This window comes from Paraburkholderia sp. (assembly GCF_047605525.1).
GTDB lineage: Bacteria > Pseudomonadota > Gammaproteobacteria > Burkholderiales > Burkholderiaceae > Paraburkholderia.
This window is the reverse complement of sequence record NZ_JASGFN010000017.1, coordinates 13,958-28,310: the sequence shown is the minus strand read 5'-3', so window position 1 is coordinate 28,310 and position 14,353 is coordinate 13,958. Positions and strand designations below refer to the sequence as shown.

The window sequence follows — 14,353 nt, the reverse complement described above, 5'->3', positions numbered from 1 at the left end:
GAACTCGATGGACCACGCCTCAAACCCAAGCCGGACAACGCCTGGCGGCATGCTGGGCGCCTTCGCGCAAAGCCGCTGGCATGCGACGGAATCGCTCGTCGATATGGCCGTTCAGACGCCCGCGCCGCGTATCGCGACGCTCGATTCGGAGCCGCAGAAAGTGCGCTTCGACATCGAAAAATCGGCGCTCGTGATCATCGACATGCAGAACGACTTCTGCACCAAGGGCGGGTGGGTTGACCACCTCGGGGGCGATTACGGTGCGGACCGCGCGCCGATTGCACCACTGCAGCGCCTGCTGCCGATCGCGCGGCAAAACGGCGTGCCGGTCATCTGGGTGAATTGGGGCAACCGTCCCGATCTTGCGAACATGCCGCCGAACCAGCTTCACCTGTATAAGCCGAAGGGCACTGGCATCGGTCTCGGCGAAGCGTTGCCGGGGCATGGTGCGCACGTGCTGGAGAAAGACTCGTGGGCTGCGGCGGTGGTCGATGAACTAAAGATCGAGCCGCAGGATATTTGCGTGGACAAATACCGCATCAGCGGCTTCTGGGACACGCCGCTCGACAGCATCTTGCGCAACCTCGGCGCGCGCACGCTCTTCTTCGCGGGCGTGAACACCGATCAATGCGTGATGCACACGCTGACCGACGCCAACTTTCTCGGCTACGGCTGCGTGATGCTGACCGACTGCTGCGCGACGTCGTCGCCCGCGTTCTGCACGGAAGCGAGCATCTGGAACGTGAAGAAATGCTATGGCTTCGTCGCGAACTCGCTGCAATTCGCCACCGCGTTGAATGGAGCCGCGAAATGAGCGCCTTCGTTCCGGGTCCGCGTCTGCATGTCGCCGCGACGGGCAGTGGGACGCTCGACGGTTTGCGCTTCGCGGTGAAGGATCTGATCGACGTGGCCGGCGTCACGACGGGCGGCGGCAATCCGGACTGGCTGGCCACGCACGCAAGCGCCGAGCACCACGCGCCCTGTGTCGCGAAGCTGCTTGCCACGGGCGCGAGCGTGGACGGCAAGACGATCACCGACGAACTCGCCTATAGCCTCGAAGGTGTGAACGCGCACTACGGCACGCCGCTCAACCCGCGCTGGCCGCATGCGCTGCCGGGCGGTTCGTCGAGCGGATCGGCGTCGGCGGTGGCAAGCGGTGACGTGGACTTCGCGCTCGGCACCGACACGGGCGGCTCGGTGCGCGTGCCCGCCGCGTTTTGCGGACTATGGGGCATCCGCCCGACGCACGAAGACGCCGCGCTCGACGGCGTGCTGCGCTTCGCGCCCTGCTTCGATACGGTCGGCTGGTTCGCGCGTTCGGGCGAGATGCTCGCGCGCATCGCGGATGTGCTGCTGGATGACTCGCCCGCCGCCGACGTGCCCGCATCGCTCGTGCTTTTCAAGGAAGCGTTCGACGCGCGCGCCGCCGCCGAGCCGGACGACGCGCAGCGTCTTCGTGAACTTTCGCGCGTGGAGAATGAAGTCGAGATCTTCACGGGCGATGCTCCAGGCTGGCTGCATGTGTACCAGCAATTGCAGGACGACGATATCCGCGCCACCCTCGGCGCGTGGATCGATGCGGCTTCGCCGCGCTTCGGCGACGACATCGCGGCGCGTTTCGCGCGACTGAAGTCGCTCGACGCGGCGGAAGCAACGCGTTGCCGCGAGCGACGCGAGACCTTGGCCAGGCGCGTAGAAAGCGTCGTGAATCAGGCGCTGATCGTTCTGCCGACCACGCCGCGCGCGCTGCTACCCAAAGACGAAATCCCCGAGCGCATCAGTGCGTTCTATCGCGATGCGCTCACGATGAACAGCGTCGCCGCCATAGCGGGGTTGCCGCAAGTCACGGTCCCCGTGCTGAGCGAGACGTCGCGGCCGCTCGCGCTGTCGTTCGTCGGGCCACGCCACAGCGACCGTGCGTTGATCGCACGGGTGCGCGAACTCTTTCCTCATCTCTCGTGAGCATGCAACCTATGTCTACCCGTGCCAACGAAGCGCTCGATGCCTACGCCGATGCCGCGCTCGCGCTGCATTTCCCCGCGCTGCGCGCCGAAGCCGCGACGCGCGTGAAAGCGCAGTTCGCGCGCATCGCGCAACTCGCCACGCCGGTGCTCGCCTATCCCGTCGATGCGAACGACGAACCCGCGCCGGTATATCGCCCATGACGACACATTGCGACTTCCCCATCGAGGCGCTCGCGATCGCACGCGCTTATGCCGAAGGCAGCTTCAGCGCGCGCGAGCTGATCGGTGCGACGCTCGCGCGTATCGATGCCTTCAACCCGCAGGTCAACGCCTTCACCGCAATCACTCGCGAACGCGCATTCGCCGAAGCGGAAGCGCTCGATGCGCGGCGCGCGCGCGGCGAGTCATTGCCGCCGCTCGCGGGCGTCCCGTTCGCCGCGAAGAATCTGTTCGATATCGAGGGCATCCCGACGATCGCCGGTTCGCGCGTGCTTGCCGACGCAGCGCCCGCCATGCGCGACGCGACGCTCGTGAATTGCCTCGTGGACCAGGGCGCGATTCTCGTCGGCGCGCTCAATATGGACGAGTTCGCGTACGGCTTCACGACCGAGAACCATCACGCCGGACCGTGCCGCAATCCGCACGACCCGACGCGCTCGGCTGGCGGCTCTTCGGGCGGCAGCGCGGCGGCGGTCGCGGCGGGATTCGTGCCCGTCACGCTCGGCACCGACACGAACGGCTCGGTGCGCGTACCGGCGTCACTGTGCGGTGTGTTTGGGGTGAAGCCGACGTTCGGACGTCTGTCGCGACACGGCACGTATCCGTTCGTCGCGAGTCTGGATCACATGGGTGCGTTCGCGCGAAACGTCGGCGACCTCGCGGCGATCTACGACGCGCTGCAATGCGCCGATCCGCTCGATCACGCGTGCGCGCAGCGCCCCTTCGAATCCGCGAATACGGCGCATGGCGCACTGCGCGTCGCGCGGCTGGGCGGATATTTCGACGAACACGCTAACGAGGAAGCGCGCGCTGCATCGCAAGCTGCGGCCGACGCGCTGGGCGCTTCGCAGACCGTGGAGTATCCGGATGCCGACGCGGCACGCGGCGCGGCGTTTCTGATCACGGCGGCCGAAGGCGGGCAATTGCATATGGAGAATCTGCGTTCGCGTTATGACGACCGCGAGCCTTTGTCGCGCGACCGGCTGATCGCAGGCGCGCTGTTGCCCGCCGCGTGGATCGTGCAGGCGCAGCGTGTGCGCGCGGCGTTGCGCAAACGCGTAGGCGAGCTGTTCGAGCACTACGACGTGCTGATCGCGCCCGCGACACCGATGGTTGCGCCGACGCTGGGCGAGGAGTTCATGGAGATCAACGGCGAGCAGCTTGCGGTGCGGCCCAACCTCGGCTTGCTGACGCAGCCGGTGTCGTGTCTCGGCCTGCCGGTCGTCGCCGTGCCGATGCGCACGAAAAGCGGCTTGCCGATCGCCGTGCAGCTGATCGCGCCGCCTTGGCGCGAGGACCTCGCGTTCGAAGCGGCGCGCCGGCTCGAGGCGGCGCAGGTCGCGTATTGTCCGCCGCCGTCGTTCGATACGGCGCTGGCCTCATCGGGAGCGGATGCATGAGCGAGATCAACCGACCCGACGTGCTCGCCGAAGTGGAAGCGCTCTTCGATGCATACGAGCAGGCGCTCGTCACCAACGACGTCGCCGTGCTCGATACGCTTTTCTTCGATTCCCCGCACACGCTGCGCTACGGCGCGACGGAAAACCTCTACGGCTACGAAGCGATTCGCGCGTTCCGTGCGGCGCGTCCAGGCAAGGGGCTCGCGCGCACGGTGACGGCGCGCGTCGTCACGACCTATGGCGCCGCATGCGCGGTCACGAACATCGAGTTCCGGCGCGAAGGCGAGCCGCGCGTCGGCAGACAGAGCCAGACATGGGTGAAGATGGCCGACGGATGGCGGGTGGTAAGCGCGCACGTGAGCTGGATGGCTGCATGAGATAACGCGGCAAAACGGTCACGGTGTATACGCGTTCATTCAGAGCGCCGCGTACACACCGGTCATCGTCGTGAAACCTTCCAGACGTTTGAGTCGAAGCATCCAGCGCGCAAGCGCCGGGTAGTCGATCGATTCTATCCGCGCTTCGTCGAGCAGCGCAACCGGCACGAAGCATGCGATATCGGCGATAGTCGGCTTCGGCGACGCGCAGACGAACGGTATGCCGGCCGCAAACCGACGCCCGCGCGCGCGGTGCCGACGGGCATTGTGTTCGTGCTGCGCTCGGGCATTGCATGGAATCTGCTCCGCAAGAAATGGGATACGGTTCAGGCACGGCTTGCTGGCCTGCCCGGCACGCTGAACTTCGGCACCGACGCTCCCGATCTGATGAAAGTGCAGGCAGGCCCATGCCGCATCCGCCTCGAACGCAGCGACGAATGGAAGACGTATGGCGCGGGCGAACCCTTCTCGGTGGCCGGCAAGAGCCGCTTCGACATCGACGTGATCGAAACGCTCGATTACGTGTGCAGCTACCTGTAACGGCTTGAACGCCGCGTTGCCGCGATACCCCGACGGGTCCGCGGCAACGTTATTGAACAGCGCGTTTCCCGCTTCGCTTGCGGGTTTTCTTCGGCGCCGAGTCCGGCACGATCCGCGCCATCTTCTCCATCAACTCGTCGTGCTCCTCGCGCAGCACTTCGATGAACGCCGACGCCAGCCGCTCGCGCGGCCGGTGCGGCGGAAACAGCAGATACATCGGGAACATGACCGCCGGTGAGAACGGCCGGATCGCGATGTCCAGCCCTGCGAAGTCCAGCGCCACGCCCGGATGCGCGAGTGTCACGCCCATGCCGCAGCGCACCAGCTCGCAACAGATCGCCGTGTATTGCGCCTCGATCGCCAGCTTGCGTTCGACGCCCGCACGCAGGAACACCTCGTCCATCTGCGCGCGCGTGCCGTCGCCGTGACACAGCGAGATAAACGACTCGCCTTCGAGATCAGCGGGCTTGATGACAGCCTTTGAAGCAAGCCGGTGCACCGCCGGCATCACGCACACAGCGGCCACTTTGGACAGCATCTCAACTTCGCAATTCGACGCCTCGCTGATGTACACCGCCACACCCAGATCACAGAACTGCGACGCCGTCCAGTGATTCACCGTGCCCGACGTGTTGACGTGCAGCGACACGGTTACATCGGGATGCAGCGCCTGAAAACGCTTGATCGCATGCGGCACGAGCGTGAGGCCCGCTGAAGGCATCGCCGCGATGCGCAGACGCCCGCTGCCCAGATTGCGGATCTGCGCGGCGGCGTTCGTGAGCCCCTGCAAGCCGACATACGCGCGCTCCACCTCGCGGAAAAACGCCGTGCCCTCGCTGGTCGGGATCAGCCTCACGCCGCTGCGCTGAAACAGCAGCAAGCCCGTCTCGCGTTCGAGCTGCGAGATCAGACGGCTCACGTTCGGTTGCGACGTGAAGAGCGCCTTGGCCGCCGCCGTCATCGACCCGGCCATCATCACCGCACGAAATGCCTCGACATGTTTCAGGTTCATCGGTTTCCACCCATATCAACCATGTATGGATTGCTATTTTATTCGTATTGGACCATATGACCATTGCGGCACAGACTGTGATGTATGGACACGCCACCAGAGCGTCCATTCCCACACTGACTGGAGATCGCCGTCATGCAAGAATCGCTGCGCCGCCGTTGCCGTTCTACGCTCCACGCTCTCGCCTCCGCACTGTCCGTCGTCTGTCTGGCCGCTCCCTTGCACGCCCACGCCGAAACCACGCTATATGTCGCGAACGTCGGCGGCTCGAACGAGCAGCTGTATCGCCAGAAAGTCATTCCGCCGTTCGAAAAAGCGCATGACGTGAAGATCGTCTATGTGGCGGGCAATTCGAGCGATACGCTCGCGAAGCTGCAGGCGCAGAAAGGGCATCAGCAGATCAACGTCGCGGTAATGGACGACGGCCCGATGTATCAGGCGATGCAGCTAGGCCTATGCGCGAAGGTCGACGACGCGCCCGTGATGAAAGACCTCTACCCGCTGGCGCGGCTCGGCCCGACGGCCGTCGGGGTCGGTATGGTGGCAACGGGCATCGGCTACAACGAAGAGGCGTTCAGGAAGCTCGGCCTGCCCGCGCCCGATTCGTGGCAGGCGCTCACCGACAAGCGCCTGAAGGGCAAACTCGGCGTGCCGCCCATCACCAACACGTATGGACTGCATACCCTCGTGATGCTCGCGCGTCTGAACGGCGGCGGTGAAAAGAATATCGATCCCGGCTTCAACGCGATGATGAAGCAGGTCGCACCCGACGTGCTGTCGTGGGCGCCGACGCCCGGCGAAATGGACGGCCTGATGCAGGCGGGCGACGTAATCATGGCGCCGTATGGCAGCGGCCGCGCCGTCGCGTTGCAAAACACGGGCTTTCCGCTCAAGTTCGTGTATCCGAAGGAAGGGGGCGTCGCGCTGCAGGTAGCGGCCTGCGCGCTCGCCGAGAACGCACAGCCCAAGCTCTCGCAGGAGTTCATCCAGTATCTGCTGAGCCCCGAAGTGCAGGCGATGCAGGCGCAAGCAATCGGACTTGGCCCCGTCAACAAGACCGTCAAGCTGACGCCCGAGGTCGCGGCGCGCGTGCCGTATGGTCCGGAACAGGTGAGCAAGCTCACGGCGATGGACTGGACCACGATCAACCAGCATCGCACGGAATGGACGGAGCGCTGGAACCGCTCGGTCGAACGCTGAGCGGCGCAGCCGCTTCATAGCCGCTCCACAGTCCCTACGCCCGACTCCGCACAGGACCGACGCCATGACCTTTCTCACCCTGCAAGGCATCTCGAAGCGCTACGGCGATTTCACTGCCGTCGAGCATCTCGATCTGTCCGTCGAGCGCGGCGAGTTTCTGTCGCTGCTCGGGCCGTCCGGATGCGGCAAGACGACCACGCTGCAGATGATCGCCGGCTTCGTCACGCCGAGCGCGGGCCGCATCACGCTCGGCGGACGCGACATCACGCACGAGCGCCCCGAAAAGCGCGGCATGGGTGTCGTGTTCCAGAGCTACGCGCTGTTTCCGCATATGACGGTGGCGGGCAACGTCGGCTTCGGCCTCGAAATGCGCAACATGAAGCGCGACGAGCGCGCGGTGCGCATCGCCGAAGCGCTCGATCTCGTGCGGCTCAACGGCTTGGACGCGCGTTATCCGAAGGAACTGTCGGGCGGCCAGCGCCAGCGCGTCGCGATCGCGCGGGCGCTGGCGATGCGCCCCGACCTGCTGCTGCTCGACGAACCGATGTCGAATCTCGACGCGAAGCTGCGCGAGGAAATGCATATTGAACTGCGCTCGATCCAGAAGCGCCTCGGCATCACGACGATCCTCGTCACGCACGACCAGGTCGAAGCGATGACGATGAGCGACCGCATCGCCGTGCTGCACAAGGGTCGCATCGCGCAGCTGAGCACGCCGTTCGATGCGTATGAGCGCCCTGCCACGCCGTTCGCGTCGACCTTCCTCGGCCGCACCAATACGTTGCCGGGCGAAGTGCGCGCGCGCAATCCGCGTTGCGCGGTGGTCGATGTAGCGGGCACCACGCTGCATGTGCCGCACGAAGGCCGCGATGTGGACGGCGCGGTGCACGTCTATATTCGGCCCGAGAAAGTGCGGCTCGCCAATGGCGATGCACGCATGCAAGGACGCGTGGCGAACCGCGTGTTCATCGGCAACCAGTGGCTGCTCGAAGTCGATACGGCGCTTGGCAAGCTGCATATCGCACAGCCGAATTACGGCGCGCCGCCGCCCGACGAAGGCCACGAAGTCGGCCTCTCGTTCACCGACGACGATCTTCGCGTATTGACGCGGGAGAGCACCCATGGCAACGCTTGACGACTCGCGCGCAGGCGCCGCGCCGTGGTTGCTGTCGTCGCCCGCGCTGCTGCTGTTCGGCGCCCTGCTGTTCGTGCCGCTCGTGCTGACGCTGCTGCTGTCGTTCCGCGTATTCAGCGACGTGGCGGGCGTCGAGGCCGCATATACGCTGAAGAACTACGCCGAAGTGCTGAGCGATCGGTACTACGGCGAAATCTTCCTGCGCACGGCGGGCCTCGCGCTGGCCGTGACATTGCTGAGCGTGCTGCTCGGTGTGCCCGAGACGATCGTGCTCGCGCGCATGAAACGGCCCTGGCAGTCGTTGTGTCTGTTGATCGTGCTCGGCCCGCTGCTGATATCGGTGGTCGTGCGCACGCTCGGCTGGCAAATTCTGCTCGGCAACAACGGCGTGCTGAACGACACCCTGCAAGCCTTCCACATTACATCCGAGCCGATCCGCCTCGTCTTCACGATGACAGGCATGATCATCGCGCTCACGCATGTGCTGGTGCCGTTCATGGTGATGTCGGTGTGGGCGACGCTGCAAAAGCTCGATCCGCAGGTCGAATGGGCGGGGCTGTCGATGGGCGGTTCGCCGCTGCGCGTGTTCCGCCGCGTGGTGCTCCCGCAGATCATGCCCGGTGTGCTGTCGGGTTCGATCATCGTGTTCGCGCTATCCGCCTCGGCTTTCGCGACGCCGGCGCTGATCGGCGGGCGCCGTCTGAAGGTGGTCGCCACCGCCGCCTACGACGAATTTCTCGGCACGCTCAACTGGCCGCTCGGCGCGAGCATCGCCGTGCTGCTGCTGATCGCGAACGTCGCGATCGTGATGGGTTGCAGCCGTCTCGCCGAACGCCGTTTCAAGCATATTTTCGAGTGACGCCATGAAACAGAACGGATTCTGGGGCCTGCTGTTCAACGCGCTGTTTCTCACTTTCATTCTCGCGCCGCTCGTCGTCGTGATGCTGGTCGCGTTCACCGACAAGGGCTTCATTTCGATGCCCTTCGACGGCGCGTCGCTGCGCTGGTTTCGCGCGATTCTCGAGAACGACGACATCGTGTCGGCGTTCTGGCTTTCCGTGCGGCTGGCGTTCGCCGCGGCGACCATCGGCGTCGCGCTCGCCGTGCCCGCCGCGCTGGCGATTGCGCGGTACCGCTTCACGGGCCGCGCCGCGCTGACAAGCTTCTTTCTCTCGCCGATGATGATTCCCGCCGTCGTGCTCGGCATCGCGTTCCTGCGCTTTCTGTCGCTGCTGCATCTGAGCGGTTCGTTCTGGGCGCTGGTGGCGACGCACGTGATCATCGTGCTGCCGTATGCGCTGCGCCTCGCGCTGTCGTCGGCCGTCGGGCTCGATCGCGATGCCGAGCGCGCGGCGCTGTCGTGCGGCGCGAGCCGCTTCACCGCGTTCCGCCGCGTCGTACTGCCGATGATCCGCACGGGCGTCGCGGGGGGCTGGGTGCTGTCATTCATCCAGAGCTTCGACGAACTGACGATGACCATTTTCGTCGCGACACCCGGCACGACCACACTGCCCGTCGCCATGTACAACCAGATCGCGCAGACCATCGATCCCCTCGTCGCTTCCGTGTCGGCGGTTCTGATCGTCGGTACGGTTCTGCTGATGGCGCTGCTCGACCGCATGGTCGGACTCGACCGCATCCTGATTGGAGAAGCTCGATGATTCGCAATGCTTGCGCCACACCCGACGTGCTCGTGCTGGGCGGCGGACTGGTCGGTTCCGCCGTTGCCTGGGGCCTCGCGCGCGGAGGCGCGAACGTAACCGTGCTCGACCAGGACGACGGCGCGTTCCGCGCGTCGCGCGGCAACTTCGGGCTGGTCTGGATTCAGGGCAAGGGCTATGGCTTGTCGCCGTATGCACGCTGGTCGCGCAGTTCGGCTTCGCGCTGGCCGTCGCTCGCTGCGGCGCTGCTCGACGAAACCGGTATCGATGTCGCGCTGCGCCAGCCGGGCGGCTTCCACTTCTTTTTCTCCGAAGATGAAATCGCCGAACGCGCGAAGCGTCTCGGCGCCTTGCAGCGTGAACTGGGCGACTACCCGTATCAGTTGCTCGATGCGCGCGAAGTGCGCGAGCGTATTCCCGAAATCGGCCCGGACGTGATCGGCGCGAGCTACACGCCGATGGACGGTCACGTCAATCCGCTCAAGCTGCTGCGCGCACTCCACGCGGGCATGCAGCGGCGCGGCGTGAAGCTCGTGAACAACGAGGAAGCGCTGCGCATCACACCGGAAAACGACGGCTTCGCGGTGCAAGGCAGGCGCGGCATCTATCGCGCGGCGCGCGTCGTGCTCGCCGCCGGGCTCGGCAATCGCGTGCTCGCGCCGCACGTCGGGCTGCATGCGCCCGTCGCGCCGAACCGTGGCCAGGTGCTGATCAGCGAACGCGTCGCGCCGTTCCTGCCTTACCCGACCCTCAACGTGCGCCAAACCGACGAAGGCACGCTCCAATTCGGCGATTCGATGGAAGAAGTCGGTTTCGACGATTTCACGACGACGCCCGTGTTGTCCGAGATTGCGCGGCGCGGCGTGCGCGCCTTTCCGCTGCTGAAGAACGTGCGGCTGGTGCGCACGTGGGCCGCGTTGCGCGTCTACAGCCCCGATGGTTTTCCGATCTACGACGAATCCGCACGCCATCCAGGCGCGTTCGTCGTCACCTGCCACAGCGGCGTGACGCTCGCAGCCGCGCACGCGCTGCGTATCGCGCCGTGGATCGCAGGCGGCGCGATGCCCGAAGAAATCCCCGCGTTATCCGGCACGCGCTTTCTCGAATCCCCTGCACTCACCCCCGCTCACTGATTCCGACATGACCTCCACACCGCTCTTCAAGGCCTTGCCCGGCGCCGATGCACCGGTCGACATCTGGTTCAACGATCAGCCGCTGCGCGTGCCGAGCGGCCGGTCGGTGGCGGCGGCGCTCCTCGCTGCCGGCATCGCACGGTTTCGTGCGACACCTGTCTCGGGGGCGCCGCGCGCGCCGTATTGCATGATGGGCGCGTGCTTCGAGTGTCTCGTCGAGATCGACGGCGTGCCGAGCCGACAAAGCTGCATGGTGACGGTGCGCGCCGGCATGCGCATCCGCTCGCAGGAAGGCGCGCGCGATCTGCCGCCCGTCGATGTTTCACTGGAGGATGCTCATGCCCGCTGATTACGCAGCAGAAACCGTGTCGAGTTTCCCTTCGGTAGCCGTCGATGTCGTCGTGGTCGGTGCTGGTCCCGCCGGCATGAGCGCGGCGACGCGCGCCGCGCGCGCGGGTCTGTCCGTGGTGCTGCTGGACGAACAGGACGCCGTCGGCGGGCAGATCTATCGCGCGATCAGCCGCGCCGACGCGCGCCGCAAGGAGATTCTCGGCCTCGACTATGCAGCGGGCGCATCGCTCGCCGACGGCTTCGCGCGCTCCGGCGCACGGCATGTCGCGCATGCGTCCGTGTGGCAGGTGACGCGCGAGCATGCCGTGCACTATCTGAAGGACGGCAAGGTCGGCAGCTTCGACGCACGCCGCGTCATTCTGGCCACCGGCGCGCTGGAAAGGCCGTTCCCCATTCCCGGCTGGACGCTGCCCGGCGTACTGACCGCGGGCGCCGCGCAGATCCTGCTGAAAAGCGCGGGCGAGGTACCCGCCGAGCCGCCCGTGCTGGCGGGCTGCGGCCCACTGCTCTATCTGCTCGGTTGGCAATACGTGCGTGCCGGCGTGCCGATCCGCGCACTGGTCGACACTACGCGTCACGAAGACCGCTGGCGCGCGAAGAAACATCTGCTGTCGGCGTTGCGCGCCTGGCCGTTCCTGAGCAAGGGCCTGCAACTGATCCGCACGCTGCGCGCCGCGGGCGTGCCCATCTACGAAGCCGCCGACGATCTGCGCGTCGAGTCGAAGCAAGACGCGCAAGGCGTCGAGCGCGCCGCCGCGCTGAGCTTCACGACGCAAGGCCATGCGCACCGGATCGACGCGAACGTGATCCTGCTGCATCAGGGCGTCGTGCCGAATACGCAGTTCTCGCTGTCGTTGCGCGCGCAACACCATTGGGACGCCGCGCAGCTATGCTTCGCACCCACCACTGACGCATGGGGCGAACTCGACGTGCCGGGCATCTTCGTCGCAGGCGACGGCGGCGGTATCGGCGGTGCGCTGGCGGCGGCCGAACAGGGCGCGCTCGCCGCGCTGCAGGCGGCCAGTCAACTCGGTGCAATCGATGCTGCCACCTGCGAGCGCGAAGCCGCCCCGCACCGCCGCGCGCTGGAGAACGTGATGCGCATCCGTCCGTTTCTGGACAGCCTGTACCGCCCGCGCGACGCGAACCGCATTCCGCGCGACGACGTGGTCGTGTGCCGCTGCGAGGAAGTGACGGCGGGCGACGTGCGCGGGTTCGTCGAACTGGGCTGCCTCGGCCCGAACCAGGCGAAGTCGTTCGGACGCTGCGGGATGGGGCCGTGTCAGGGGCGCATGTGCGGGCTGACCGTCACCGAAATCATCGCCGACGCGCGCAAGGTGCCGCCGTGCGAAGTCGGCTATTACCGCATCCGTCCGCCCATCAAGCCGCTGACGCTCGGAGAACTCGCCGGTGAATGACGCTGCCCTGTCCTCTTCCAGCGCCGTGCGCGAAGCCGACGTGCTCGTGATCGGCGGCGGGCTGCACGGATCGAGCAGCGCGTTCCATCTGGCCGCGCGCGGCGCGAGCGTGATCGTGCTCGAAGCCGACTACGTCGCGCGACATTCGTCGGGCGTCAATGCGGGCGGCGTGCGCACGCTCGGCCGGCCGCTGCCCGAGATTCCGCTCGCGCTGATGTCGCGCGAAATCTGGCACAGCCTGAGCGAAACGATCGGCGACGACGGCGGCTTCGTGCCGTCCGGCCAACTGAAGATCGCGGAGACGAACGCCGAACTCGATGAGTGCCGCGCCCGCGTCGCGCAACTCGAAGCGCACGGCTTCACGCACGAAAAACTGATCGACCGCGCGAGCGTGCTCGAACTCGAGCCGGCGCTCGCGCGACACGTGACGGGCGGCATCTGGGCCGAGCGCGACGGCTATGCGCTGCCGTTCCGGACCACCACCGCCTTCCGGCTCGCCGCGCAGCGGCATGGTGCGGCGTTTTTCGAAGACACGCCCGTCACCCGCATCGAGCAGCGCGGCGCGCGCTGGTTCGCGCAGACGCCGCGCGGCGAATTCAGCGCGGAAAAACTCGTCGTCACGGCGGGCGCGTGGGCGGGACAACTGGCCGAACAGGCGGGCGAACGCGTGCCCGTGCATCCCGAAGGGCTGATGCTGATGGTCACGCATCGCGTCGCGCCGTTCTGCCGCGCGACGCTGGGTGCAACGGGGCGTCCGTTGTCGTTCAAGCAGTTCGACAACGGCACCGTCGTGATCGGCGGCAAGCTGATCGGTATCGCCGATCTGCACGGCCGGCATGGCGAGGTCGATTTCGCGCGGCTCGTGCGCAGCGCCAATACCGTCGTCGATCTCTTCCCGCATTTGCGGCATCTCGGCGTGAACCGCGCGTGGGCGGGCGTCGAAGCGTTCACCGACGATGCACTGCCCGTGATCTCGCCAAGCCGCCGCGCGTCGAATCTCGTCTATTCGTTCGGCTATTGCGGCAGCGGTTTCCAGCTCGGACCGGCCTGCGGGCGGCTCGTGTCCGAACTCGTGCTCGACGGCAACGCTTCGCTGCCGCTCGACGACTTCGCAATCGACCGCTTCACGCGCCAGCCCGCGCCGCAGCAGATGGCCAGCGCCGCCGCGCACTGATCACGCCCGCGCGCCGCCCGGCGCGCTTTCCTGTACTCAAACCAAGGAGCAAAACAAGGTATGTCCGACATTGTGAGAATCGAAACGAACCAGCGTATGAGCCGCGTCGTGAAGGCAGCGGGACTCGTGTTCATCGGCGGCCAGACGTCGAATGATCGTGCGCCCGATGTGAAAACCCAGACCGCGAGCGTGCTGGCGAAGATCGACGGCTTTCTGGAAAAGGCGGGCATCGACAAGACGCGTCTCGTGTCGGCCCAGGTGTGGCTCGCGAATATCGAGCGCGATTTTGCGGGCATGAACAGCGTGTGGGACGCGTGGCTTGCGCCGGGCTGCGCGCCCACTCGCGCGACCGTCGAGGCGAAGCTCGCCGCGCCGGAACTGCTGGTCGAGATTGCCGTCGTCGCGCTGGCGTAACGGCAGCTTCGCGGCAGGCAGAAGCCGCTGCGCTTACGCGTTCACCACGCGGTACGTGCCGCGGCCCGTCACCTCTTTCGCGACCCGCAGCGCGCTGAGTCGATGCAACTGTCGTCCCGCCATGTCGCCCTCCCTACCCACAAACCACTTTGAAATCAGCGATCTGGGGGACGTCAGCGGAAGAGGTCGGAACAGGCCGGAAGCCCCATGTGGCGGAAGGCAGCAGGAGTCGAACCTACCTGAGAGCGTCTGACGCCCTCAACTGGGTTTGAAGCCCAGCCGCACCACCGGATACGAATGCCTTCCTACGGTGATTGAATGACGATTGAATAACGCGAGTCCGATCAAAACGGAC

Annotated in this window: 16 protein-coding genes, 1 tRNA gene and 2 pseudogenes; 16 read left to right on the top strand and 3 right to left on the bottom strand. The window is 66.2% G+C overall.

Going from position 1 to position 14,353, the window contains the following annotated elements; all coding sequences use genetic code 11:
* Window positions 1-7 precede the first annotated feature (7 nt).
* The 5 genes from QM685_RS23410 to hpxZ are packed head-to-tail and all read left to right on the top strand — an operon-like array spanning window position 8 to window position 3,960.
* Window positions 8-814, top strand: coding sequence for a cysteine hydrolase family protein (locus QM685_RS23410; protein WP_415119830.1), 807 nt, complete (start codon window positions 8-10; stop codon window positions 812-814).
* Window positions 811-1,962 carry an amidase gene (locus QM685_RS23405; protein WP_415119828.1) on the top strand — a complete coding sequence of 384 codons (1,152 nt, stop codon included), beginning with the start codon at window positions 811-813 and terminating at the stop codon, window positions 1,960-1,962. Before QM685_RS23410 ends, QM685_RS23405 begins: the two co-directional genes overlap by 4 nt.
* 11 nt (window positions 1,963-1,973) lie before the next feature.
* Complete coding sequence (locus QM685_RS23400; protein ID WP_415119826.1) at window positions 1,974-2,165, top strand: AtzG-like protein; 192 nt, start codon at window positions 1,974-1,976, stop codon at window positions 2,163-2,165.
* Window positions 2,162-3,583, top strand: a complete 1,422-nt coding sequence (locus QM685_RS23395) for an AtzE family amidohydrolase (protein ID WP_415119824.1) — start codon at window positions 2,162-2,164, stop codon at window positions 3,581-3,583. Before QM685_RS23400 ends, QM685_RS23395 begins: the two co-directional genes overlap by 4 nt.
* Window positions 3,580-3,960 (top strand): oxalurate catabolism protein HpxZ, encoded by a 381-nt coding sequence (hpxZ, locus tag QM685_RS23390; RefSeq protein ID WP_415119822.1) that lies wholly within the window; start codon window positions 3,580-3,582, stop codon window positions 3,958-3,960. Before QM685_RS23395 ends, hpxZ begins: the two co-directional genes overlap by 4 nt.
* 39 nt (window positions 3,961-3,999) lie before the next feature.
* Here the strand turns inward: hpxZ and QM685_RS23385 are convergent, their stop codons facing one another.
* Window positions 4,000-4,128 carry a hypothetical protein gene (locus tag QM685_RS23385; protein ID WP_415119820.1) on the bottom strand — a complete coding sequence of 43 codons (129 nt, stop codon included), beginning with the start codon at window positions 4,126-4,128 and terminating at the stop codon, window positions 4,000-4,002.
* Between the two features lie 51 nt (window positions 4,129-4,179).
* Between QM685_RS23385 and QM685_RS23380 the strand changes: the two are divergent.
* A pseudogene (locus QM685_RS23380) lies at window positions 4,180-4,304 on the top strand (IS5/IS1182 family transposase); the annotation flags it as partial.
* Between the two features lies 1 nt (window position 4,305).
* A pseudogene (locus QM685_RS23375) lies at window positions 4,306-4,500 on the top strand (pyrimidine/purine nucleoside phosphorylase); the annotation flags it as partial.
* A 49-nt stretch (window positions 4,501-4,549) separates the two neighbouring features.
* On the opposite strand, the gene QM685_RS23370 reads toward QM685_RS23375, so the two are convergent.
* On the bottom strand, window positions 4,550-5,512 hold the full coding sequence (locus QM685_RS23370; protein ID WP_415119818.1) for a LysR substrate-binding domain-containing protein: 963 nt from the start codon (window positions 5,510-5,512) through the stop codon (window positions 4,550-4,552).
* A gap of 135 nt (window positions 5,513-5,647) precedes the next feature.
* Here QM685_RS23370 and QM685_RS23365 point away from each other — a divergent pair, with 135 nt between their 5' ends.
* The 9 genes from QM685_RS23365 (at window position 5,648) to QM685_RS23325 (ending at window position 13,998) form a co-directional block, all read left to right on the top strand.
* Window positions 5,648-6,712 (top strand): ABC transporter substrate-binding protein, encoded by a 1,065-nt coding sequence (locus tag QM685_RS23365; protein WP_415119816.1) that lies wholly within the window; start codon window positions 5,648-5,650, stop codon window positions 6,710-6,712.
* Between the two features lie 64 nt (window positions 6,713-6,776).
* Entirely contained in the window at window positions 6,777-7,847 is a 1,071-nt protein-coding gene (locus QM685_RS23360; RefSeq protein WP_415119814.1) for an ABC transporter ATP-binding protein, read from the top strand.
* Window positions 7,834-8,706: an ABC transporter permease gene (locus QM685_RS23355; protein WP_415119812.1), complete on the top strand. Its 873-nt coding sequence runs from the start codon at window positions 7,834-7,836 to the stop codon at window positions 8,704-8,706. The genes QM685_RS23360 and QM685_RS23355 overlap by 14 nt, the downstream gene beginning before the upstream one ends.
* 4 nt (window positions 8,707-8,710) lie before the next feature.
* Window positions 8,711-9,508 carry an ABC transporter permease gene (locus tag QM685_RS23350; RefSeq protein ID WP_415119810.1) on the top strand — a complete coding sequence of 266 codons (798 nt, stop codon included), beginning with the start codon at window positions 8,711-8,713 and terminating at the stop codon, window positions 9,506-9,508.
* Window positions 9,505-10,641: an NAD(P)/FAD-dependent oxidoreductase gene (locus tag QM685_RS23345; RefSeq protein ID WP_415119808.1), complete on the top strand. Its 1,137-nt coding sequence runs from the start codon at window positions 9,505-9,507 to the stop codon at window positions 10,639-10,641. Before QM685_RS23350 ends, QM685_RS23345 begins: the two co-directional genes overlap by 4 nt.
* Window positions 10,642-10,648: 7 nt before the next feature.
* Window positions 10,649-10,990, top strand: coding sequence for a (2Fe-2S)-binding protein (locus QM685_RS23340; protein ID WP_415119806.1), 342 nt, complete (start codon window positions 10,649-10,651; stop codon window positions 10,988-10,990).
* Window positions 10,980-12,410 (top strand): FAD-dependent oxidoreductase, encoded by a 1,431-nt coding sequence (locus tag QM685_RS23335; RefSeq protein ID WP_415119804.1) that lies wholly within the window; start codon window positions 10,980-10,982, stop codon window positions 12,408-12,410. Before QM685_RS23340 ends, QM685_RS23335 begins: the two co-directional genes overlap by 11 nt.
* A complete protein-coding gene (locus tag QM685_RS23330; protein WP_415119802.1) occupies window positions 12,403-13,584 on the top strand; it encodes an NAD(P)/FAD-dependent oxidoreductase in 1,182 nt (393 codons plus the stop codon). The genes QM685_RS23335 and QM685_RS23330 overlap by 8 nt, the downstream gene beginning before the upstream one ends.
* A 60-nt stretch (window positions 13,585-13,644) precedes the next feature.
* Complete coding sequence (locus tag QM685_RS23325; protein ID WP_415119800.1) at window positions 13,645-13,998, top strand: RidA family protein; 354 nt, start codon at window positions 13,645-13,647, stop codon at window positions 13,996-13,998.
* Window positions 13,999-14,208: 210 nt separating this feature from the next.
* Here the strand turns inward: QM685_RS23325 and QM685_RS23320 are convergent.
* Window positions 14,209-14,304 (bottom strand) — tRNA-Sec (locus QM685_RS23320).
* Window positions 14,305-14,353 lie beyond the last annotated feature (49 nt).

Excerpts from the sequence above, each read along its gene's own strand:
- QM685_RS23395 (WP_415119824.1), top strand. The coding sequence starts at position 2,162 with ATGACGACACATTGCGACTTCCCCATCGAGGCGCTCGCGATCGCACGC.
- QM685_RS23405 (WP_415119828.1), top strand. The coding sequence starts at position 811 with ATGAGCGCCTTCGTTCCGGGTCCGCGTCTGCATGTCGCCGCGACGGGC.
- QM685_RS23370 (WP_415119818.1), bottom strand. The coding sequence starts at position 5,512 with ATGAACCTGAAACATGTCGAGGCATTTCGTGCGGTGATGATGGCCGGG.
- QM685_RS23400 (WP_415119826.1), top strand. The coding sequence starts at position 1,974 with ATGTCTACCCGTGCCAACGAAGCGCTCGATGCCTACGCCGATGCCGCG.
- QM685_RS23350 (WP_415119810.1), top strand. The coding sequence starts at position 8,711 with ATGAAACAGAACGGATTCTGGGGCCTGCTGTTCAACGCGCTGTTTCTC.
- QM685_RS23340 (WP_415119806.1), top strand. The coding sequence starts at position 10,649 with ATGACCTCCACACCGCTCTTCAAGGCCTTGCCCGGCGCCGATGCACCG.
- QM685_RS23365 (WP_415119816.1), top strand. The coding sequence starts at position 5,648 with ATGCAAGAATCGCTGCGCCGCCGTTGCCGTTCTACGCTCCACGCTCTC.
- QM685_RS23325 (WP_415119800.1), top strand. The coding sequence starts at position 13,645 with ATGTCCGACATTGTGAGAATCGAAACGAACCAGCGTATGAGCCGCGTC.
- QM685_RS23345 (WP_415119808.1), top strand. The coding sequence starts at position 9,505 with ATGATTCGCAATGCTTGCGCCACACCCGACGTGCTCGTGCTGGGCGGC.
- hpxZ (WP_415119822.1), top strand. The coding sequence starts at position 3,580 with ATGAGCGAGATCAACCGACCCGACGTGCTCGCCGAAGTGGAAGCGCTC.
- QM685_RS23355 (WP_415119812.1), top strand. The coding sequence starts at position 7,834 with ATGGCAACGCTTGACGACTCGCGCGCAGGCGCCGCGCCGTGGTTGCTG.
- QM685_RS23335 (WP_415119804.1), top strand. The coding sequence starts at position 10,980 with ATGCCCGCTGATTACGCAGCAGAAACCGTGTCGAGTTTCCCTTCGGTA.
- QM685_RS23360 (WP_415119814.1), top strand. The coding sequence starts at position 6,777 with ATGACCTTTCTCACCCTGCAAGGCATCTCGAAGCGCTACGGCGATTTC.
- QM685_RS23410 (WP_415119830.1), top strand. The coding sequence starts at position 8 with ATGGACCACGCCTCAAACCCAAGCCGGACAACGCCTGGCGGCATGCTG.